The organism is Sphingomonas sp. (genome assembly GCF_019746015.1).
GTDB lineage: Bacteria > Pseudomonadota > Alphaproteobacteria > Sphingomonadales > Sphingomonadaceae > Sphingomonas.
Map to the genome: position 1 here is coordinate 34,468 of NZ_JAIESM010000017.1, position 18,315 is coordinate 52,782.

Annotated in this window: 21 protein-coding genes and 1 pseudogene; 10 read left to right on the forward strand and 12 right to left on the reverse strand. The window is 67.2% G+C overall.

Going from position 1 to position 18,315, the window contains the following annotated elements; all coding sequences use genetic code 11:
- Window positions 1–16 precede the first annotated feature (16 nt).
- The 7 genes from K2Y03_RS02900 to K2Y03_RS02930 all read left to right on the forward strand — a co-directional run bounded on the left by K2Y03_RS02900 (window position 17) and on the right by K2Y03_RS02930 (window position 5,821).
- Window positions 17–664: an MOSC domain-containing protein gene (locus K2Y03_RS02900; RefSeq protein WP_294088116.1), complete on the forward strand. Its 648-nt coding sequence runs from the start codon at window positions 17–19 to the stop codon at window positions 662–664.
- Window positions 665–722: 58 nt separating this feature from the next.
- Window positions 723–1,583: a 3-methyl-2-oxobutanoate hydroxymethyltransferase gene (gene panB / locus K2Y03_RS02905; RefSeq protein WP_294088118.1), complete on the forward strand. Its 861-nt coding sequence runs from the start codon at window positions 723–725 to the stop codon at window positions 1,581–1,583.
- Between the two features lie 67 nt (window positions 1,584–1,650).
- Window positions 1,651–2,376, forward strand: coding sequence for a tetratricopeptide repeat protein (locus tag K2Y03_RS02910; protein ID WP_294088119.1), 726 nt, complete (start codon window positions 1,651–1,653; stop codon window positions 2,374–2,376).
- On the forward strand, window positions 2,376–3,695 hold the full coding sequence (locus K2Y03_RS02915) for a PQQ-like beta-propeller repeat protein (RefSeq protein ID WP_294088146.1): 1,320 nt from the start codon (window positions 2,376–2,378) through the stop codon (window positions 3,693–3,695). The genes K2Y03_RS02910 and K2Y03_RS02915 overlap by 1 nt, the downstream gene beginning before the upstream one ends.
- A gap of 35 nt (window positions 3,696–3,730) precedes the next feature.
- The gene (gene der, locus K2Y03_RS02920) at window positions 3,731–5,080 is read left to right on the forward strand and encodes a ribosome biogenesis GTPase Der (RefSeq protein ID WP_294088120.1); all 1,350 of its coding nucleotides are present in this window, start codon (window positions 3,731–3,733) and stop codon (window positions 5,078–5,080) included.
- Window positions 5,080–5,319, forward strand: coding sequence for a sulfurtransferase TusA family protein (locus K2Y03_RS02925; protein ID WP_294088122.1), 240 nt, complete (start codon window positions 5,080–5,082; stop codon window positions 5,317–5,319). Before der ends, K2Y03_RS02925 begins: the two co-directional genes overlap by 1 nt.
- Before the next feature lie 55 nt (window positions 5,320–5,374).
- The gene (locus K2Y03_RS02930) at window positions 5,375–5,821 is read left to right on the forward strand and encodes an Hpt domain-containing protein (protein ID WP_294088124.1); all 447 of its coding nucleotides are present in this window, start codon (window positions 5,375–5,377) and stop codon (window positions 5,819–5,821) included.
- A 167-nt stretch (window positions 5,822–5,988) separates the two neighbouring features.
- On the opposite strand, the gene bfr is transcribed toward K2Y03_RS02930, so the two are convergent.
- The 12 genes from bfr to aroQ all read right to left on the reverse strand — a co-directional run bounded on the left by bfr (window position 5,989) and on the right by aroQ (window position 16,290).
- Entirely contained in the window at window positions 5,989–6,477 is a 489-nt protein-coding gene (gene bfr, locus K2Y03_RS02935) for a bacterioferritin (protein WP_294088147.1), read from the reverse strand.
- A gap of 57 nt (window positions 6,478–6,534) precedes the next feature.
- Window positions 6,535–6,705, reverse strand: coding sequence for a (2Fe-2S)-binding protein (locus K2Y03_RS02940; protein ID WP_294088125.1), 171 nt, complete (start codon window positions 6,703–6,705; stop codon window positions 6,535–6,537).
- A 110-nt stretch (window positions 6,706–6,815) separates the two neighbouring features.
- The gene (locus K2Y03_RS02945) at window positions 6,816–8,069 is read right to left on the reverse strand and encodes a DUF418 domain-containing protein (RefSeq protein ID WP_294088126.1); all 1,254 of its coding nucleotides are present in this window, start codon (window positions 8,067–8,069) and stop codon (window positions 6,816–6,818) included.
- A 33-nt stretch (window positions 8,070–8,102) separates the two neighbouring features.
- A complete protein-coding gene (locus K2Y03_RS02950) occupies window positions 8,103–8,531 on the reverse strand; it encodes a hypothetical protein (protein WP_294088127.1) in 429 nt (142 codons plus the stop codon).
- Entirely contained in the window at window positions 8,528–9,202 is a 675-nt protein-coding gene (locus tag K2Y03_RS02955) for a nitroreductase family protein (RefSeq protein ID WP_294088128.1), read from the reverse strand. The genes K2Y03_RS02950 and K2Y03_RS02955 overlap by 4 nt, the downstream gene beginning before the upstream one ends.
- A gap of 112 nt (window positions 9,203–9,314) precedes the next feature.
- Complete coding sequence (gene purL, locus K2Y03_RS02960; RefSeq protein WP_294088129.1) at window positions 9,315–11,522, reverse strand: phosphoribosylformylglycinamidine synthase subunit PurL; 2,208 nt, start codon at window positions 11,520–11,522, stop codon at window positions 9,315–9,317.
- 184 nt (window positions 11,523–11,706) lie between these two features.
- Entirely contained in the window at window positions 11,707–12,654 is a 948-nt protein-coding gene (locus K2Y03_RS02965) for an alpha/beta fold hydrolase (protein ID WP_367114749.1), read from the reverse strand.
- Between the two features lie 77 nt (window positions 12,655–12,731).
- Window positions 12,732–13,421 carry a hypothetical protein gene (locus K2Y03_RS02970; RefSeq protein WP_294088134.1) on the reverse strand — a complete coding sequence of 230 codons (690 nt, stop codon included), beginning with the start codon at window positions 13,419–13,421 and terminating at the stop codon, window positions 12,732–12,734.
- A 34-nt stretch (window positions 13,422–13,455) separates the two neighbouring features.
- Window positions 13,456–13,950 carry a GNAT family N-acetyltransferase gene (locus tag K2Y03_RS02975; protein WP_294088137.1) on the reverse strand — a complete coding sequence of 165 codons (495 nt, stop codon included), beginning with the start codon at window positions 13,948–13,950 and terminating at the stop codon, window positions 13,456–13,458.
- A gap of 16 nt (window positions 13,951–13,966) precedes the next feature.
- Entirely contained in the window at window positions 13,967–15,319 is a 1,353-nt protein-coding gene (gene accC / locus K2Y03_RS02980; RefSeq protein ID WP_294088139.1) for an acetyl-CoA carboxylase biotin carboxylase subunit, read from the reverse strand.
- A complete protein-coding gene (gene accB, locus K2Y03_RS02985) occupies window positions 15,319–15,771 on the reverse strand; it encodes an acetyl-CoA carboxylase biotin carboxyl carrier protein (protein ID WP_294088149.1) in 453 nt (150 codons plus the stop codon). Before accB ends, accC begins: the two co-directional genes overlap by 1 nt.
- 87 nt (window positions 15,772–15,858) lie before the next feature.
- Entirely contained in the window at window positions 15,859–16,290 is a 432-nt protein-coding gene (aroQ, locus tag K2Y03_RS02990; protein WP_294088141.1) for a type II 3-dehydroquinate dehydratase, read from the reverse strand.
- Window positions 16,291–16,419: 129 nt separating this feature from the next.
- Here aroQ and K2Y03_RS02995 point away from each other — a divergent pair, with 129 nt between their 5' ends.
- The 3 genes and pseudogenes from K2Y03_RS02995 to K2Y03_RS03005 all read left to right on the forward strand — a co-directional run.
- The gene (locus K2Y03_RS02995) at window positions 16,420–16,689 is read left to right on the forward strand and encodes a TonB family protein (protein ID WP_294088143.1); all 270 of its coding nucleotides are present in this window, start codon (window positions 16,420–16,422) and stop codon (window positions 16,687–16,689) included.
- A 59-nt stretch (window positions 16,690–16,748) separates the two neighbouring features.
- The gene (gene thiS, locus K2Y03_RS03000) at window positions 16,749–17,771 is read left to right on the forward strand and encodes a sulfur carrier protein ThiS (RefSeq protein ID WP_294088144.1); all 1,023 of its coding nucleotides are present in this window, start codon (window positions 16,749–16,751) and stop codon (window positions 17,769–17,771) included.
- 176 nt (window positions 17,772–17,947) lie between these two features.
- Window positions 17,948–18,315, forward strand: a pseudogene (locus K2Y03_RS03005) (hypothetical protein); the annotation flags it as partial.

Consider the following 18,315-nt stretch of genomic DNA (forward strand, 5'->3'; position numbering starts at 1 on the left):
TCCTTGGGAGGCGGGCATGGCGCACGGCGCTTCGGTGGTTTCGGTTCAGGTCGGCAGCATCGCGCCGCTGGGGCCGGAAGGGGTGCCCAGCGCCTTCGTCAAGCAGCCGGTCGCCGGGCCGGTGCGCGTCGCGCCGCTGGGGCTGGAGGGCGATCACCAGGCCGATCCGCGCTATCATGGCGGCCCCGACAAGGCGATTTATGGCTATGCGGCTGATCTCTATCCGGTCTGGGCGGCCGAGCAGCCCCAGCATGCGGCGCGGCTGACGCCGGGCGCTTTTGGCGAGAATCTGACCATCGCCGGCCTCACCGAGGCCGATCTGTGCGTGGGCGATATCCACGCCATCGGCACCGCGCAGCTGCAGCTGTGCCAGCCGCGCCAGCCCTGTTTCAAGCTCGCGCTGCGCTTTGACGACAGCCGCATGCCCAAGGCGATGGTGCGCTCGGGCCGGTCGGGCTGGTATTACCGGGTGGTCCAGGAAGGGGTGATCGAAGCCGGCGATCCGGTGCGCCTGGCCGCGCGGCCGCACCCCGAGCTGCCGTTCGCGCGGCTGGTTGCCATCGTCAATTTCGGCAATGCCACGGCGGAGGAGGTGGCTTTGCTCGCCCGGGCCGATGGCGTGGCCGGCTGGCTGCGGCAAAAGGCGCGCGCGGACCTCGCCTGAACGGGCGGATGCCCAAGTCCGCGCTGGCGGTTGCGCGCCGGGCGGGCTAACAAGCGGCATGTCCACCACCTATACGCTCGACACCGCCACCAGCCGCGCCAACCCCACGCCGCAGCCGATGAAGCGGCTGACCGTGCCCGCGATCCGCGCCCGCAAGGGTGGCGAGCCGCTGGTGATGCTGACCGCCTATACCGTGCGCACTGCCCAGCTGCTCGATCCGCATTGCGACATGCTGCTGGTGGGCGACAGCCTGGGCCAGGTGATTTACGGCCTGCCCTCCACCGTGCCGGTAACGCTGGAAATGATGGCCGCCCATGGCGCGGCGGCGGTGCGCGGCAGCTATCATGCGGTGGTCGTCATCGACATGCCGTTCGGCAGCTATGAACGCGGGCCTGAACAGGCGTTCGAAAGCGCGGCCTATCTGCTGAAGCAGACCGGGGCGGCCGCAGTGAAGCTGGAAGGCGGCAAGGCAATGGCGCCGACGGTGCGCTTTCTGGTCGAGCGCGGCATTCCGGTGATGGGGCATGTCGGGCTGACGCCGCAGGCCGTGAACGTGCTGGGCGGCTATGGCGCGCGCGGGCGGTCAGCGGCGGAGGCGACCAAGATTGTCGCCGATGCGGTGGCCGTGGCCGAGGCGGGCGCCTTTTCGCTGGTGATCGAAGGCGTGGTGGAGCCGGTCGCGATCGAGATCACGCGGCTGGTCGGCTGCCCGACCATCGGCATCGGCGCGTCCGCCCAGTGCGACGGCCAGGTGCTGGTGGTCGACGACATGCTGGGCATGTTTGACCGTACCGCGCGTTTCGTGAAGCGGTATGACAGCCTGTCCGCCCGCATTGCCGCCGCAGCCGAGACCTATGCCGGCGAGGTGCGCGCGCGCACCTTTCCGGGGCCGGAACAGATTTACCCGGCCAAGGATTGATACACTTCCCCTTGCCGCGCGGCGCCGCTAATGTCCGCCGCCTTGAGCGCCCCATAAGGAGTTTGACTTGGCCGTTCCGCCGCCCGCCAACGAAGCATTTCTGCGCGAAGTCGATGAGGAACTGCGCCGCGACCAGGTGGTGCAGCTGTGGCGCCGCTATGGCCGGATGGGCCTGATCGGCGTTGGCGCGGGGCTTGCCGCCTTTGCCGCGTGGCTGGGCTTTCAGGAATGGCAGCTGACCAGCGCCGGCGCGCAGGGCACCAAGCTGAGCGCCGCGCTCGACAAGGTGCGCACTGGTGACCGCACCGGCGAAACCGCGATTGCCCAGCTGGCGCGCGACGGGGCGCCTGGCTATCGCGCCACCGCCAAGTTCGTGCAGGCCGATCTGGCGCTGCAGAAGAATGATCTGGCCGGCGCCGCGCGCATCTTTGGCGAGGTGGCGGCCGATACCGGGCTGGCCCAGCCGTTCCGCGATCTGGCGCTGATCCGCCAGACGCTGGCCGAATATGACACGCTGAAGCCCGAACAGGTGCTCGGCCGGCTGAAGCCCTATGCCGCCAAGGACAATATGTGGTTCGGCGCGGCCGGCGAAATGGTCGCCATCGCCTATATCCGCCAGGGCAATATGGTCGCCGCGCGCAAGCTGCTCGCCGACCTTGCCGAGGCAAAGGACGTGCCCGAAACCGTGCGCAACCGCGTCGTCGCGCTCGCCGGATCGGCGGGGGTCGACACCATCAAGCAGGATGGCAAACAGGGCAGCAACGCGCAGAAAGAAGGCGGTCAGCCATCATGATGAAGCCTCGTCGCTGGCACGCGGCGCTGATTGCGCTGGTCGCGCTCAGTGCCTGCAACACCCTGCGGGCGCCCAAGAAGACGCCGACCATCGGCGACCGGATGCCGATCCTGCTGGCGGAGGCTGGCGCGCTGCCGGACAAGTCGCTGGCCGATGTCGAGGTGCTGCTGCCCCCGGCGGCGGTGAACGAGGGCTGGGTGCAGCCGGGCGGCGACGCGGCCAAGTCGATGGGCCATCTGGCGCTGGGTGCTGAACCGCGCAAGCTGTGGACGGCGCGGGTGCGCGGCGGCAACACGCGCGAGCGGCTGGGTGCGCCGCCGGTGGTGGCCGAGGGCAAGCTGTTCGTGGTCGATACCCACGCCACGGTATATGCCTTCGCCGCCGATACCGGCCGCAAGCTGTGGTCGACCCCGGTTGCGGAGGACAAGAAGAACCGCCAGTCGCGCTTTGGCGGCGGGGTCAGCTATGACGATGGCAAGCTGTTCGCGTCCGACGGGCTGGGCGATCTGGTCGCGCTGAATGCGGCCGACGGCAAAATCGTGTGGCGGGTGAAGCCCGGCGGCCCGCTGCGCGGCGCGCCGACCGTGGCCAACGGCGCGGTCTATGTGCTGACCCAGGACAACCAATTCTATGCCGTGTCGCAGGCGACCGGCGAAACGCTGTGGACGCAGCTCGGCACGCTCGAATCGCAGGGCGTGTTCGGCGTCGGCGCGCCGGCGGCGGGGCGCGGCACCGTGGTCGTCGGCTTCTCGTCGGGCGAACTGAACGCCTATCGCTATGAAAATGGCCGCGTACTGTGGCAGGATCAGCTGTCGCGCACCAGCATCACCACTTCGGTTTCCAGCCTCGCCGATATCGACGCGAGCCCGGTGATCGATAATAACCGCGTCTATGCTGTGGGCGAGGGCGGCCGCGCGGTGGCGCTGGAACTGAGCACCGGCCAGCGCGTGTGGGAACAGAATCTCGCCAGCATCTCAACACCATGGCTGGCCGGCGAATGGCTGTTCATCATGAGCGATGACGGGCGGCTGGTCTGCCTGTCGCGCGCCAATGGCAAAGTGCGCTGGATCGCCGATCTGGGCGCGTTCAAGAACGCGAAGAAGCGCAAAGGTGCGCCCGTTTATTGGAGCGGCCCGGTGCTGGCCGGTGACCGGCTGATCGTGGTCGGCTCGCTGGGGCGGATCGTGATGCTCTCGCCGAAGGACGGCAAGATCGTCACCAACATGAAGGGCAGCGTGCCCTATACCTTTGGCCCCGTGGTCGCCAACAACACGCTGTTCGTGCTCGACGCCAAGGGCAAGATCACCGCCTATCGGTGATTGCTGACGCGGGAGCGCACCACTACAGCGCCGCGATGGCAAAGCTTCCCACCGTCGCGATCATCGGCCGGCCCAATGTCGGCAAGTCGACGCTGTTCAACCGCCTGGTCGGCAAGAAGCTGGCGCTGGTCGATGACCGGCCCGGCGTGACGCGCGACCGGCGCGAGGGCGACGCGACGCTGATCGGCCTGGATTTCCGGGTGATCGACACCGCCGGCTATGAGGACGAGGATCCGCAGACGCTGCCCGGGCGGATGCGCCAGCAGACCGAGGCGGCGGTGGCGGCGGCCGATGTCGCGCTGTTCCTGATCGATGCGCGCGCGGGGATCGTGCCGCTGGACGAAGAGATCGCCCGCTGGCTGCGCGCCTCCACCACGCCGGTGGTGCTGGTGGCCAACAAGGCGGAGGGGCGCAGCGGCGAGCAGGGCGTGCTCGAATCGCTGGCGCTGGGCTTTGGCGATCCGGTGCAGCTGTCGGCCGAGCATGGCGAGGGCATGGCCGACCTGTTCGAGGCGCTGCTGCCCCATCTCGACGGCAAGGGCGAAGAGGACGACCCCGATGCCGACGACTCGCCCGATGCGCCGCTGAAGCTTGCGATTGTCGGCCGGCCCAATGCCGGCAAGTCCACGCTCATCAACCGCCTGCTGGGCGAGGACCGGCTGATCACCGGGCCGGAAGCCGGCATCACCCGCGATTCGATTGCCATCGACTGGGAATGGCAGGGGCGCGCGGTGCGGCTGATCGACACCGCCGGCATGCGCAAACGCGCACAGGTGCAGGACAAGCTGGAAAAGCTGTCGGTCGCCGATGCGCTGCACGCGATCGATTTCGCCGAAGTCGTGGTGCTGCTGCTCGATGCGACGCGCGGGCTGGAGGTGCAGGATCTGAAGATCGCCGACCGCGTGCTTCAGGAAGGGCGCGCGCTGATGATCGCGCTCAACAAATGGGATGTGGCCGAAGACGCGTCGAAGCTGTTCAACGGCGTGCGCGCCGCGCTCGACGAAGGGCTGGCGCAGGTGAAGGGCGTGCCGCTGCTCACCGTTTCGGCGGTGACGGGCAAGGGGCTCGACGTGCTGATGAAGGTGGCGTTCGAAACGCGCGAGGCATGGTCGCGCCGCGTGCCGACGGGCGAACTCAACCGCTGGTTCGAACGCGCGGTGGAGGCCAACCCGCCGCCCGCGCCCGGCGGCAAGCGGATCAAGCTGCGCTACGTCACCCAGGCCAAGACGCGCCCGCCCGGCTTCGTGCTGTTCGGCACGCGGGTCGACCAGCTGCCCGAAAGCTATCAGCGCTATCTGGTCAACGGCATTCGCCGCGAGCTGGGCTTTGGCGCGGTGCCGGTGCGGCTGACCCTGCGCGCGCCCAAAAATCCGTTCGACCGGTGATGCGGATCGACGCGCGCGGGCAGCGCTGCCCCTGGCCCGCGATCCGCGCCGCGCGGGCGCTGCGCGAGGGGGCGGACGCGATCGAAATCTGGGCGGACGACCCCGCCGCGCCCGGCGAACTGGCCGCCATTGCCGCTGCCGCCGGTGCCACCCTGACGCGCCCCGATGCCGGCCATCTGGGGGAAATGCGGTTCGAAATCACCCGCAAAATCAACTCCTCCTTTACGGATCGGGCGTAAAGCGAAGGTCGTGGGGCCGGCCAGGGCCCATGGCGTGATTGTCAGGGAGATACCAGTGTCGGACGCGAACAGCGCCTTGGTCAACTGGAGTGCCTTTGCCCAGGCCCGTGAGGAACTGGGTGCCGGCTTCGTCAGGATTCTCGGCTATTTTCAGGAAGATGGCGTCAAGTCGGTTGACGCGATCGAGGAAGCCATGCGCGCCAAGAACGCCGCCGCCCTGGTGCGGCCGGCGCACACGCTGAAGGGTGAGGCGCGCCAGTTCGGCGCCTCTCCGCTGGCGCAGGTCGCCGAAATGATCGAGATGATCGCGCGCGACTGTGTCGAATCGCGCGAGGAGCCCGACGCCGCGCTGCCCTATGTCGTGCGGCTGCGCGACCTGTTCGAAAACACCATGTCGGCGCTGCAGCGCGAGGCGAGCCCGCTGGTTGCCCGGCGCCCGACGCCAGCGGCCGCACCCGTGTTCGGCCGCCGCGCCGCCAGCAGCTTCGGCCGCGCCAGCTGAGTTTTTTGGTAAGGTAGCAGCCGCACCGGCCCGCTCCCCCACCCGGCCTCCCATAGAATACTGCCGTTGGGAGGCCGGGTGGGGGAGCGGGCCGGTGCCGTAACCGATCAAGCCGGAACTGAAACCAACGCCCGCGATGGCGCGGGGTGCTGGCCCGACGTCAGCCCTTAATGCGCGTGGCCTTCGGCCGGGTTGCTGTTGAGCTGGATGTAGTTCTGGATGCCGACGCGCGCGATCAGGTCGAACTGGGTTTCGATCATGTCGACATGCTCTTCCTCGTTTTTGAGGATGCCGGCGAACAGGTCGCGGCTCACATAGTCGCGCACGGTTTCGCAATGGGCGATCGCCTCGCGCAGCACGGCAATCGCTTCATCCTCCAGCGCCAGATCGGCCTTCAGGATTTCCTCCACGGTCTCGCCGATGCGCAGCCGGCCGAGCAGCTGGAAATTGGGCAGGCCGTCGAGCATCAGGATGCGCTCGGCCAGCTGGTCGGCGTGCTGCATTTCCTCGATCGATTCGTGCCGCTCATGCTGGGCGAGCTTCTTGATGCCCCAATTGTCGAGCATGCGGAAATGCAGCCAATACTGGTTGACCGCCGTCAATTCATTCTTGAGCACCAAGTTCAGATACTCAAGAACCTTCGCGTCGCCCTTCATCGTGCCAGTCCCTTCAAAGCAGTGTTGACTGCTCATGGGCTGGGCGGGGGCGCCCCGTCAAGCAGTTGCGCGGGCCTCTGCAATAATTGTTCGTGCGGTGCGGATGCATTGACCACATTTGGCCCGGCACCCCATTGACCGATAGGTCTGGCAAGCGGAACGATGTTCGTCGCGAACCGCTGAACGCAACTCATTCTCACGAATATTATTGCAAATGCAAATGATCATCGTTTCGCCCGCTCGTTGCCCGATGATATAGCGCTAATGCGAGCCGTTCGCAATATGGAATGCGAATGACTCGCATTATGATTTCCCCATTTGGGGCGGCGCGCTGCGGATCAGGCGGCGGCGGGCTTGTGCATCGGCTGCGGGCGGCCGCGCGCCAGGCTGCGCCACAGCCATTCGAACGGGCCATAGGCGAATCGGTCCAGCCATGGCTTCGACCACAGCAGCATCAGCGCCCACATGCCCAGCACCACCAGGTAAAGCTGTGCGCGGCCCAGATGCCCGTACAGCCCCAGGCCATAACCATAGAACAGCGTGGTGCACAGGATCGACGTCATCAGATAGTTGGTGAACGCCATCCGCCCGGCCGCCGCCACGCGCGCGACCAGCGCCCCGCGCCCGCGCGCAAACAGCGCAATCGCGCTCGCCCAGCCGATGATCATCACCGGCCGGATCGGCACGGTGAGCGCCAGCACGTAAAGCGCGACCGCAAAGGGCGTGTAGCCCGACTGGGCGAGCAGCACCGCCAGCGTGCCATAACCGACAATGCCCGTGCCCAGGCCCAGTATCGCCCATCGGCGATAGCGCTCCGCCGGCCATTCGCCGCGCAGCATGCCGCTTTTCAGCAGCGCCATGCCGAACAGCATATAGGCCAGCGTCTCAAACCCGACCAAGGCGAACGTGGCGGGCACGACCCAGGCCTTCTCGCGCACACGCTGCGCGACGATTGTCGCATAGCTGCCGCGATGGAGGGCGAGTTCTTTCTCGGTCTTGGCGCGCGACGGCACGCCGAAGGTGTCGGCGAAATCGCGGGCCTGCTCGACCATTTCCTTGGGCGGGTTGGGCTGGGCCAGCTGCGCATCGACCGTGGCGATGGCAAGCGGGAGGCCGCTCAGCACCAGCATCTGCAGCACCAGCATTCCCGCGCCGATCCGCACCAGCCATTTCACGCTGCGCTTGCGGAACAGGAACAGGATCATGCCGATCAGCGCATAATGCGTCAGAATATCGCCCCACCAGATCAGGTAGAGGTGGATCAGGCCAAACACGAGCAGCCAGCCCATCCGCGCATAGTGGATGGCGCCCGCCGATTCCCCCTTGGCGGTGGCGCGCTCGATCACCAGCAGCGTCGACGCGCCGAACAGGAACGAGAACAGCCCGCGCATCTTGCCGTCGAACAGCACGAAATCGATGAGATAGGTTACCATGTCGACGGGCGTGTCGGCGCCATAGGCACGCGGGTTGAGATAGGCGACCTCCGGCATCGCGAAGGCGACGATGTTCATCGTCAGGATGCCCATCACGGCGACGCCGCGGATCACGTCCAGCGTGGTGATTCGGTCCTGCAGCGGCGGCGTTGTGCTCATCCAAACCCCCCGTCAAACATGTGACTTATCGCACTAATACGGTTGATCCGTCAACGTGCGCTCCGGCGGATCATCAGCTTGAGACCCGACCAGACCGTGTCGATCGCGCACACCTTGGTATCGACGAGGCCCGTCGGCAGCGCGACCGCGCGGATCAGGTCTTCGGTGATTTCGCTCGGCACCTTGGATGCCTTTTTGGGGCCAGGCAATCCAGACGAAACCGCTCGGCGCGAGCAGCGGGCGCAGCACGCCGATGGCGCTCCTGAGTTCCCACTCAAGCGTGACAAACATATGCGCGGCCTCCAGCCCGGCCGCAGGTTCGGCAAGCTCTACCACCCCGATCGCTGCCGGGTCGATTTCGGCCCGCACGCTTTCGGGCATGGCATTATCGAACCACACGCGTATGCCGGGCTTCAGGCCCAGCTTCTTCGCCAGCGGCGTGCCGGAATAGCCGGCGCTCACAGCCAGCTGGAAATCTGCGCCAGCGGCTTTTTGCGCAGCGCGTGGAGTGGCACGGTCGCGTCGGGTGCGGCGTGGCCGGCGACCACGATCATCACCGGCTTTTCGCTGTCCGGCCGGCCGCACGCCTCGTTCAGGAACTTCATCGGATTGGGCGTGTGGGTGAGGGTGGCGACATTGGCGGCGTGGAGCGCGGCGAGCAGGAAGCCGGTGGCGATGCCGACCGATTCGCTCACATAATAATTCTGCCGGTCCTCGCCGGGCTCGATGCCGCCGCGCCGCTGCGCGAAGACAATGATCAGATAGGGCGCGATGTCGAGAAAGCTCTTGTCCGGGTCGGTGCCGAGCGGGCCGAGCGCCTCCAGCCATTCGGCGCTGGCCTTGCCGGCATAGAAAGCGCGCTCTTCCTCCTCGGCCGCCGCACGGATGCGCGCCTTCAGGTCGGCGCTCGTCACCACCGCGAAATGCCATGGCTGGTGGTTCGCCCCCGATGGCGCGGTGCCGGCGGCCTCGATCGCCGCCTCGATCACCGCGCGGGGGACGGGCGCATCGCTGAAATAGCGGCAGGTGCGGCGCTCGCGCAGTGCATCGCGAAACGCGCCAGCGCGGGCGACGCGCTCGTCATCGGCAAGCGGCGCCAGGCCGGGCCAGGGCTGGGCAGGATGGTCGCGCATCAGATGTCCTTCGCATAGGGCCTGCCCGATCTCGCGGGGGGCAGGGCAGCGAATCATAGTGTCGAACCGCCGCTGACCAAAGCCCCCTGAATGGGAGGAGGGGGCGCGTCGCTCAACCACCCATCAGCGCGGGGAAAAAGCCCTCATGCGCGGCGCGCAGATCGTCGAGCGACACCACATGGTCGGCGGCCGGGCATTCAACGATGATCCGCCCGGCAATGGTGCGGCCGATCCGCTCCACGGTGACGCCGGCGCGGGTGGAGGCGTGGAGGAAGTCGTGCAGCATCGCGTCGGCGACGGTTGCGACATACAGCCCCTGATCCTCGGCGAAATAGGTGGCGGGCAGGCCATGCGGCGTGGGCGCGGCCAGCATCGCGCCGATGCCGCCGGCCAGCGCCATTTCGGCCACCGCCACCGCCAGCCCGCCATCGGCCACGTCATGCACCGCCGTCAGCGCGCCGGCCAGAATCTGCTGGCGGACAAAGGCGCCGGTGCGCCGTTCGGCGTCCAGATCAACCGGCGGCGGCGGCCCTTCCTCGCGCCCCTGGCATTCGCGCAGCCACAACGACTGGCCCAGATGGAAGCTGCGCTCGCCGATCAGGACGATAATGTCGCCGGTGCCCTTGAAGCCGATCGTCGCCGCGCGCCGCCAGTCATCGATCAGGCCGACCCCGCCAATCGCTGGGGTGGGCAGAATGGCCGATCCGCTGCCATCCTCGTTCTTGGTCTCGTTATAAAGACTCACATTGCCCGAGACGATGGGGAAGTCGAGCGCGCGGCAGGCAGCCGCCATCCCCTCGATACAGCCGACGAACTGGCCCATGATCTCCGGCCGCTGCGGGTTGCCGAAATTCATGCAGTCGGTCGCGGCCAATGGTGTCGCGCCCACCGCGCACAGGTTGCGCCACGCCTCTGCAATCGCCTGTTTGCCGCCCTCGACCGGATCGGCCAGGCAGTAACGCGGCGTGCAGTCGGTGGTGATGGCCAGCGCCTTGTCGGTGCCGTGCACGCGCACCACCGCCGCGTCGCCGCCCGGCGGCTGCACCGTGTTGCCGCCGACCTTGGGATCATATTGCTCATAGATCCAGCGCCGGCTGGCCAGGTCGGGCGAGCCCATCAGCTTCAGCAGATCGGCGGCGACATCGGTGAAGCGCGGCGTCGCGCCGACCGGCGCCGGCGGGGGCGTGGCGCGGGCAGGGCGGTCATAGACCGGTGCTTCGTCGGCCAGCGGTTCCAGCGGAATGTCGGCCACCGTCTCACCATGGTGGACGAGGACCATCCGACCCGTATCGGTCACCTCGCCGATCACCGCGAAATCCAGCTCCCATTTGCGGAAAATGGCTTCCGCCTCGGCCTCGCGGCCGGGCTTCAGCACCATCAGCATCCGCTCCTGGCTTTCCGACAGCATCATTTCATAGGCGGTCATGCCGGTTTCGCGGCAGGGCACCTTGTCCATGTCCAGCCGGATGCCGACGCCGCCCTTCGACGCCATTTCGACGCTGGAGGAGGTAAGGCCGGCGGCGCCCATGTCCTGAATGGCAACGATCGCGTCCGACGCCATCAGCTCCAGACACGCTTCGATCAGCAGTTTCTCGGTGAAGGGGTCGCCCACCTGCACTGTCGGGCGCTTTTCCTCGCTGTCCTCGCCGAAATCGGCCGAGGCCATGGTGGCGCCGTGAATGCCGTCGCGCCCGGTCTTGGAGCCGACATAGACGACCGGATTGCCGATGCCGGCGGCGGCCGAATAGAAGATCTTGTCCGCCTGGGCGACGCCCACCGTCATCGCGTTGACCAGGATGTTGCCGTCATAGGCGGGGTGGAAATTCACCTCGCCGCCCACGGTCGGCACGCCGACGCAATTGCCATAGCCGCCGATGCCGGCCACGACGCCCGCGATCAGGTGGCGCATCTTGGGGTGATCGGGCCGGCCAAAGCGCAGCGCGTTCAGGTTCGCCACCGGCCGCGCACCCATGGTGAAGACGTCGCGCAAAATCCCGCCGACGCCGGTCGCCGCGCCCTGATAGGGTTCGATGTAGCTGGGGTGGTTGTGGCTCTCCATCTTGAAGATCGCGGCCTGACCGTCGCCGATATCGACGACGCCCGCATTCTCGCCGGGCCCGCAGATGACACGCGCGCCCGTCGTCGGCAGCTTCTTCAGGTGGATGCGCGAGGATTTGTAGCTGCAATGCTCCGACCACATGACCGAGAAGATGCCGAGTTCGGTCAGATTGGGTTCGCGGCCCAGCGCATGAAGGACGCGGGCATATTCATCCTCGGACAGCCCGTGCTGGGCAACGATCTCTGCGGTGATCTGGCTCATGCTTGCGCCTTAGCGCTGCGCGCAAATCGCGGCTAGAGTTGGTTTCAGTTTAACAGAAACCGTCTCGGCGCCGGCCCGCTCCCCCACCCAGCCACCCATCGGCAGTATCGTGTGGGTGGCCGGGTGGGGGAGCGGGCCGGCACTGCTTCAGCTCCGCTGACGAAGACTGCAGAGTCATGCTGCTTTAGCGGTCGGCCGTGTGCTCGCTCAGAAAGTCGAGCACGTCGCGGGCGCTTTCGTCGGCGCGCTCCTCCATCGGCACATGGCCGGTGGCGGGATAGATGATCACCTGATGATCGGGGATCTGCTGGGCGAACCAGTTGGCGGAGCTGACCGGGATCAGCTTGTCATCCGCCCCCCACAGGATCAGCACCGGCATTTTCAGCGCCTGCAGCCGCGCCGGGCTGGCCGGATCGCGCCGGGTGCTGAAGCGGTCGACCGTCGCCTGGCGGTTGCCGGGGTAGCGCAGCAGCTCCCAGTAACGATCGACCATCGCCGGCGTCACCAGCTCGCGGTTGGTGAAGCTGTCGTCTAGCGTGCTCTCGATCAACGCGCGCGGCGTTATCTGGGTGGCGAAGTAACGCAGCACCGGCGTGCGCGCGATACGGAAGCCCAGTGGCACGCTCGTCCGCATCGGCTCGGGCTGGCCGCCTGAATCGACCAGGATCAGCGCGCGCACCCGTTCGGGATGCCACAGCGCATAATGCCAGGCGACCGAGCCGCCCATCGAATTGCCGGCAATCACGAAGCGCGCGAGGTGCAGCTTCAGCCGCAGCTGCTCCACCACATCGGCATAGCTGCGCATCGTATAGTCGCGCCGGGGGTGCGGGCCGGTAAGCCCATGCCCGGGCAGGTCGAAGCGGATGATGCGATATTGCTGCTCCAGCCGCTTGGCCCAGGGTTCCCAGGTATGGAGCGAGGCATTGGAGCCGTGGATCAGCATCAGCACCGGCGCGTTGCGCGGGCCGGTGTCGCGCAGATGGATGTTGAGGCCGCCGCCCAGATCGACGAACTGCGACGGCGGCCCGCCATATTTGGCGCGCATCGCCGCCGGGTCGGTATCGGGCGTGCGAAAGAGCAGAAACGCCGCGCCCAGCACCACCGCCAGCACCACGACGATCGTTGCCAACACCCGCCAGAACCGTCGCATCCACGTCCCCCAATAGCCTCAGCCGCAAGGATGGCAGAAAAGCGCGCCGCGCGGCAAGCCTAGTGGCGAGAAAGCGGCACGCGGGTGGCGGCAACGCCAAAGGCCAGCGCCGCCATGATCGCATAGGCGCCAAGCGCCGTGATGCCGGCAGCGGACGGCACCGGATAAACCGGCGCGGGCGGCGGCGGCGTCAGCCAGTTGATCGCCTGCAACAGCGCCATCACGACAGCCAGCCCCAGCAGCAGCCAGCGGCTGGCCGCCCCGCTCGGCCGGGTGCGCGCGGCATAGAGCCCCAGCGCGCCATAAGCGAGCGCCAGCTCCAGCGGAATTTCGATCATCGGATAGTTCCACAGCCCCAGGCCCAGCCGTGGCGGTCCGCCGGCCAGGGTCAGGTCCGGCCGGTGGACGATGAGATCGAGCAGCCAATGCGACAGCACGACCGCCGCGCCCAACAGCGCAGCACCCCAGCCGCGCCCGGTCAGCCGCAGCACCAGCGCGAAGCCCGCTGCCCAGCACGCCGCCCCGGTCAGGCTATGGTCCCAGGGCATGTCGTACAGGTCCATCGCGTTCATCACCGTCGCGCCGGGGCGCATCCCCATATGCTCAACGCCGGCCAGGAACAGCGTGAAGAAGACGATGTCGATCAGCTGAGCGGCGATGAACATGCTGCCCAGCCCGACGCGGTTCTGTGCGCGGCGCGGGGCGACGGCCGCGGCCAGGAAGGCCGGGGCGTAATGGCCGATGAACATCGTGGGAATCTCCCGTTAAGCGGCTGCTTTTACGTTACTGTTCAACCAGCGCGCGCTGCATGTAAACCGTGTCCAGCCAGGTGCCGAATTTATGGCCGACATGGTGCAGCCGGCCGACATGGTGAAAGCCGAACTTTTCGTGCAGCGCGACCGACGCGGCCGCGCCGCCGCCGATCACCGCGATCATCTGGTGAAAGCCGGCGTCGGTGCTGGCGGCAATCAGGCGCTCCAGCAACGCGCTGCCCACCCCGTGCCCCAGCGCTTGCGCGGCGACATAGATGCTGTCCTCGCACGCAAAGCGATAGCCGGGCCGGTCGCGCAGCTGGGTGGCATAGGCATAGCCCAGCACCGGGCCGTCGGCGGCCACCAGAAACGGCCAGCCGCGCGCGGCAAGCTCTGCAATCTTCGCCGCCCACTCGGCCTCGCCCGGTGCTTCGGTGTCGAACGTGGCGGTGCCGGTTGCGACATGATGGGCATAGATCGCGGCAATCGCGCCCGCGTCGCCCGCCACAGCCGGCCGCACGATCACCGGGCGCCGGCCTGCATCAATCCTCCTGCCGGGCGAGCCACGCTTCCAGCCATTTGATCGTATAGTCGCCCTTCTGGAAATCGGGGTCGTCGAGCAGCGCCTGGTGGAGCGGGATGGTGGTCTTCATCCCCTCGATCACGAATTCCTTCAGCGCGCGGCGCAGCCGGCGCAGCGCGCCTTCGCGGGTATGGCCCCAGACGATCAGCTTGGCGATCATCGAATCATAATAAGGCGGCACGCGGTAACCGGCATAAAGCCCTGAATCGACGCGCACATTCATGCCGCCGGGGGCATGGAACTGCTTCACCAGCCCGGGCGAGGGGGCAAAGGTGCGCGGGTCTTCGGCATTGATGCGGCATTCGATGGCGTGGCCGCGAAATTCCACATCCTGCTGGCGCAGCGTCAGCGGATGCCCTTCGGCAATGCGGATCTGCTCGCGCACCAGATCAAGCCCGGTGATCGCCTCGGTCACCGGATGCTCCACCTGCAGCCGGGTGTTCATCTCGATGAAGTAGAACTCGCCATTTTCCCACAGGAACTCGATCGTGCCGGCGCCGCGATAGCTCATTTCGGCCATCGCATTGGCCACGATCGCGCCCATCCGGTCGCGCTCGGCATGGCTCAGCACGGGCGAGGGCGCCTCTTCCAGCACTTTCTGGTGGCGCCGCTGCAGCGAACAGTCGCGCTCGCCCAGATGGATGGCATTGCCCTGGCCGTCGCCGAAAATCTGGAACTCGATATGGCGCGGATTGCCCAGATATTTTTCCATATAGACGGTGGCGTCGCCAAACGCGGCCTTCGCCTCGTTCCCCGCCTGCTGCATTAGGCTTTCCAGGCTGTCGGCATCGGGCACCACCTTCATGCCGCGCCCGCCGCCGCCCGAGGCCGCCTTGATCAGCACCGGATAGCCGATGCGCTCGGCAATCGCGCGCGCTTCGTCAACGCTGGTGATCGCCCCGTCCGACCCCGGCACCAGCGGCAGGCCCAACGCGCCGGCGCTGCGCTTTGCCTCCACCTTGTCGCCCATGGTGCGGATATGTTCGGGCTTGGGGCCGACAAAGATGATGTCGTGCGCCTCCACAATCTCGGCAAAGCGGGCATTTTCGCTCAAGAAGCCATAGCCGGGGTGGATCGCGTCGGCGCCGGCGATTTCGGCGGCCGAAATGATCGCCGGGATGTTCAGATAGCTGTCGGTGGCGCTGGGCGGGCCGATGCAGATCGCCTGATCGGCCAGGCGCACATGCATGGCGTCCGCATCGGCGGTGGAATGCACCGCGACCGTCGCTATCCCCATTTCGTGGCAGGCGCGCAGGATGCGCAGCGCAATCTCGCCGCGATTGGCGATCAGCAGCTTCTTGATCTCTGCCATCAGTCGATCACGACCAGCGGCTGATCAAATTCCACCGGCTGGCCATTTTCCACCAGCAGCGCGGAGACCGTGCCGCCGCGCGGCGCAACGATCGGGTTCATCACCTTCATCGCCTCGATGATGACGAGCGTGTCACCCTCGGCCACGCGCTGGCCGGCGGCAACAAAGGGCGCGGCCCCAGGCTCGGGGGAGAGATAGACCGTGCCGACCATGGGCGACTTGATCGCGTTGGCCGCACTTGGCGCGGGTGCAGCGGCGGGCGCTTCCGCCACCGGCGCGGGGGCGGCGACCGGTGCTGCGGCGGGTGCGGCAACCGCCGCCGGCGCTGCCGCCACGGTCAGCGTGCGGGCAACGCGCACGCGCCGCTCGCCATCTTCCACTTCGATTTCGGTCAGCTGCGTCTGGTTCAGCACTTCGGCGAGCTGGCGGACCAGGTCGATCTCGATGCGCATCGTTGCGTTGGGGGACGAATCCGGTTGCTCGCCCTCGGGATTATTGGGTTCAGCCATGGCCGCTTTCCTTTTTAAGGGGCTGCATTGTCAGAACCGGGCCGCCGCTTCAAGCGCCAGCAGATAGGATTGCGCGCCAAAGCCGGCAATCGTGCCGCGCGCTGCCGCCGCGATATGGCTGACGTGACGAAAAGCCTCGCGCGCATGGGGGTTTGACAGGTGCACCTCGATCACCGGCGTGGTGATGGCGCGCACGGCATCGTGCAGCGCGATCGAGCTGTGGGTATAGCCGCCCGCGTTCAGGATGACCGCCTTCGCGCCCACGGCCTGCGATTCGTGCAGCCAGTCGATCAGATGGCCTTCATGGTTAGACTGGCGCACATCCACCGCCAGCCCCAGCTGCCGGGCGCGATCTTCCAACATCCCGGCGATATCGTCGAGCGTATCACTACCGTAGATTTGCGGTTCGCGCAGCCCCAACAGGTTGAGATTGGGGCCATTCAGGACAAAAACGGTCGTCAATTGGCGGTTCCCGGCAATTATCGTGCGCACTTTGAGCGCTTACCGTAATCTGCTACAGCAAGTGCGCCCGATGGCAACCGGGACTTAACCAATTCCGGCGAAGAACAGAACCATCAGGTGGAGACGGATATGTTGATTCTCGGCGTGGTTCTCGCTTTGGCAGCCAATCAGACAGCGGCGGTCGCGCCGACCGGCACCACCGTGCTCGATCTGTCGATCAACGAAGCGGGGCAGGTGGATGGGTGCCAGATCATCCAGTCGAGCGGCCTGGCCGATCTCGACAAGCAGGCCTGCCAGCTGATGATCGCGCAGGGCAAATATCAGCCCGCAACCGACCTGGTCGGCAAGCCCGTGCGCAGCACCGACCGGCTGAGCCTGGCCTGGACCACCAAGAACTGATCCACTCCCCCGCGCTTTCGATTTGAAGCGGCGCGCCCAAGTGCCTAAAGGCGCGTGGGATGAACACCAGCATTTCCACCCCCGGCGACACCGCTATCGCCATCACCCTGAACGGCGAGCCGCGCCAGGTGCCCGCCGGTCTTTCGCTTGCTGATCTTGCCCGCCATCTGGGGCTCGACCCGGCAAAGCTTGCGGTTGAACGCAATCTGGAAGTCGTGCCACGCTCCACGCTTGCCGAGGTGATGGTGGCGCCCGGCGACGCCATCGAACTCGTCCATTTCGTCGGCGGGGGCGACCATGGCGCCGCGCTGGCCGAGGACAGCTGGACGGTTGCCGGCCGCACCTTCCGCTCGCGGCTGATCGTCGGCACCGGCAAGTACAAGGATTTCGCGCAGAACGCCGCTGCCGTTGCCGCCTCTGGCGCGGAAATCGTGACGGTCGCGGTGCGCCGGGTGAATGTGAGCGACCCCAAGGCGCCGATGCTGACCGACTATATCGACCCCAAGAAGATCACCTATCTGCCCAACACCGCCGGCTGCTTCACCGGCGAGGAGGCGATCCGCACGCTGCGGCTGGCGCGCGAGGCGGGCGGCTGGGACCTGGTGAAACTCGAAGTGCTGGGCGAGGCCAAGACGCTTTATCCCGACATGGTGGAAACGCTGCGCGCGACCGAGACGCTGGCCAAGGAAGGCTTTCTGCCGATGGTCTATTGCGTCGACGATCCGATCGCGGCGAAGCGGCTGGAGGATGCGGGCGCGGTCGCCATCATGCCGCTCGGCGCGCCGATTGGCTCGGGCCTTGGCATCCAGAACCGGGTCACCATCCGCCTGATCGTGGAAGGGGCCAAGGTGCCGGTGCTGGTCGATGCAGGCGTCGGCACCGCGTCCGACGCGTCGGTGGCGATGGAGCTGGGCTGCGACGGCGTGCTGATGAACACCGCGATTGCCGAGGCGAAGGACCCGGTGCTGATGGCGCGCGCGATGAAGGCAGCGGTGGAGGCCGGGCGCATGGCCTATCGCGCCGGCCGCATGGGCCAGCGCCGCTATGCCGATCCGTCCAGCCCGCTGGCGGGGCTGATCTAGGTTTTTTTCGGAGGCGGCCCCGGCCCGCTCCCCCACCCCGCCTCCCATAGAATACTGCCGTTGGGAGGCGGGGTGGGGGAGCGGGCCGGGGCCGTACCCGTTCCAGCCGCGCTTCCCAGCGCCGCCGCCTGCGTTTATGCTCCGCGCCGGCTCGGCCACCCGCTGGAGGGACAGTGATGCGCGCGCATATCCCGTTGATTCTGCTTGCCCTCTCCACCGGCGCCTGTGGCAAGGCGGCCGAGGCACCCCGCCAGGCACCCCGCCAAGCACAGGCGCAGGCCGCGCCCGCATCGGCCGCGCAGGCGGTCACGCTCAAGGCGGCGGACGGGGTGGCCGTTTATGGCCGCTATTATCCGGCGGCGCGGCCCAAGGCGCTGCTGCTGCTGTTCCACCAGGCGGGGTCGAGCAAGGATGAATATGCCGCCATCGCCCCGCAGCTGGCGGCCGACGGCTATAGCGCGCTGGCGATCGATGCCCGCGCCGGCGGCGACCTGTTCGGGCCGAACCAGACGGTGGCGGCGCTGGGCGGCAGCGCCGATTATGC

What these genes read in the sequence shown, in the direction of transcription:
- K2Y03_RS02900 (WP_294088116.1), top strand. Translation starts at nt 17, where the DNA reads ATGGCGCACGGCGCTTCGGTGGTTTCGGTTCAGGTCGGCAGCATCGCG.
- panB (WP_294088118.1), top strand. Translation starts at nt 723, where the DNA reads ATGTCCACCACCTATACGCTCGACACCGCCACCAGCCGCGCCAACCCC.
- K2Y03_RS02915 (WP_294088146.1), top strand. Translation starts at nt 2,376, where the DNA reads ATGAAGCCTCGTCGCTGGCACGCGGCGCTGATTGCGCTGGTCGCGCTC.
- der (WP_294088120.1), top strand. Translation starts at nt 3,731, where the DNA reads ATGGCAAAGCTTCCCACCGTCGCGATCATCGGCCGGCCCAATGTCGGC.
- K2Y03_RS02925 (WP_294088122.1), top strand. Translation starts at nt 5,080, where the DNA reads ATGCGGATCGACGCGCGCGGGCAGCGCTGCCCCTGGCCCGCGATCCGC.
- bfr (WP_294088147.1), bottom strand. Translation starts at nt 6,477, where the DNA reads ATGAAGGGCGACGCGAAGGTTCTTGAGTATCTGAACTTGGTGCTCAAG.
- K2Y03_RS02940 (WP_294088125.1), bottom strand. Translation starts at nt 6,705, where the DNA reads ATGATCATTTGCATTTGCAATAATATTCGTGAGAATGAGTTGCGTTCA.
- K2Y03_RS02945 (WP_294088126.1), bottom strand. Translation starts at nt 8,069, where the DNA reads ATGAGCACAACGCCGCCGCTGCAGGACCGAATCACCACGCTGGACGTG.
- K2Y03_RS02955 (WP_294088128.1), bottom strand. Translation starts at nt 9,202, where the DNA reads ATGCGCGACCATCCTGCCCAGCCCTGGCCCGGCCTGGCGCCGCTTGCC.
- purL (WP_294088129.1), bottom strand. Translation starts at nt 11,522, where the DNA reads ATGAGCCAGATCACCGCAGAGATCGTTGCCCAGCACGGGCTGTCCGAG.
- K2Y03_RS02970 (WP_294088134.1), bottom strand. Translation starts at nt 13,421, where the DNA reads ATGTTCATCGGCCATTACGCCCCGGCCTTCCTGGCCGCGGCCGTCGCC.
- accC (WP_294088139.1), bottom strand. Translation starts at nt 15,319, where the DNA reads ATGGCAGAGATCAAGAAGCTGCTGATCGCCAATCGCGGCGAGATTGCG.
- accB (WP_294088149.1), bottom strand. Translation starts at nt 15,771, where the DNA reads ATGCGCATCGAGATCGACCTGGTCCGCCAGCTCGCCGAAGTGCTGAAC.
- K2Y03_RS02995 (WP_294088143.1), top strand. Translation starts at nt 16,420, where the DNA reads ATGTTGATTCTCGGCGTGGTTCTCGCTTTGGCAGCCAATCAGACAGCG.
- thiS (WP_294088144.1), top strand. Translation starts at nt 16,749, where the DNA reads ATGAACACCAGCATTTCCACCCCCGGCGACACCGCTATCGCCATCACC.